This window comes from Rhizobium sp. P1_E6, from assembly GCF_056405875.1.
This window is the reverse complement of record NZ_JBFUBG010000281.1, coordinates 1-1312: the sequence shown is the minus strand read 5'-3', so window position 1 is coordinate 1312 and position 1312 is coordinate 1. Positions and strand designations below refer to the sequence as shown.

The following is a 1312-nucleotide window of genomic DNA, read 5'->3' as shown; positions in this document are numbered from 1 at the left end:
GGATAGCTCTTCGTCCGATATAAAGACGCCGGCTTCAACGTTGGCCCACCACGCAGGTTGCGTCAGATTTGCCGAACCGATGTAGGCCCCATAGCCTCGCCACCAGATCACCTTTGGATGAAATGATCGGACGAGCTTGCAGACATAATTTCCAGATCTTCGGGCCAGAAACGGTGTCAGAACCGGGATACTGACGGGGACGTCGTCATCGAACCGTCCCCAATATCGCAACGGAATCTTGTTATCCCAGCACCAGCTGAATAGGAGATCATTCTCGGTCGCATAAGCGACTGCCGCATCCACGCGTTCCGTTGTCTCGAGTGCATTCAGAAGGATGTTGCGAGGATAATTGCCGTTGATCCCATTGAGCAGAAACTCCAACTCCAATTCCCCCGACCCGCTCCCGATTGCTGTTCTGCATTTACTCCGCAAATCGACACCGGAGCATTAATTTCTGCGAGCGCGTGAGATTCTGCCGGCTTCACGCTCCATCAGGCGCGGTGTCGCGAGAGTTGCCAGTTTCAGGGACATGTGGACAGACGGCGCGGCATGGTGACGAGATGCCAGGCGTGGGCTACAGCGGAGGGCAATCGGAGCAGAGTTTGGGAATCCGATCGAGCGTTGATATCAGCATAAATTATACCTCGCTGAGGCGATTGGGGGTGGCATGGGTTCGTATTCAGACCTTCGCATTGGTCCGCTGCTTCTCGAGTCGAGTGGAAATTTCGCGACGATCACACATCAGACGATCTTTCTCGAAAAGCACAGATCATTCGTCGATCGCGACTATGAGGGGGGCTCAAGAAAGGTCGAGGTATTTCAGGCTCAGCTCGGTGAGTTGCTAGCGCGGCTGGAACTTTCGGGCTCGACGCTGGAGGCAATCGAACGCCGCTTTGCCGACCCCTATGTAACCTATGACACTCCGCACGATATTTCATTCTCCGACACGTTGAGGCTTGTGAGGGAAACAGACCTCTTGCAAATTCAGAGGGAGGTTACGGATCCCGATGGCGCCGGGGTGTTGCCGGCCGAATTTCAGGACCGTCTGCAAAAGCCGGATCATTTCGATTTCCTGCCCATGGGCGGATGGGACCTTTCCGCGCTTCTAGAGCGGCTGTCGCCCCACGACATGCTTCGCGTCCTTGCCGAGCGGCCTGAAAATCTCGATCTGACCGTCGTATGGGATTTCATGGATGTCGTGGAAGGAGGCTATCTTTCCCGAGAAGACTTTACGGTCGGATCCATCGGCGAAGGCTATCTTCTTGTCACGGAGGGTACGAGCGACACCGACATCATACGGCATGCCTTCAAC

The 1312-nt window shown here is 55.2% G+C and carries 2 protein-coding genes; one reads left to right on the top strand and one right to left on the bottom strand.

The window, feature by feature from the left end:
• The coding region (locus tag AC1D35_RS36235; RefSeq protein WP_477942843.1) for a phospholipase D family protein at nt 1-381 on the bottom strand (381 nt) is incomplete at its 3' end.
• 286 nt (nt 382-667) lie between these two features.
• On the opposite strand from AC1D35_RS36235, the gene AC1D35_RS36230 reads away from it, so the two are divergent.
• On the top strand, nt 668-1312 hold a 645-nt coding region (locus AC1D35_RS36230), incomplete at its 3' end, for a HEPN/Toprim-associated domain-containing protein (RefSeq protein ID WP_477942841.1).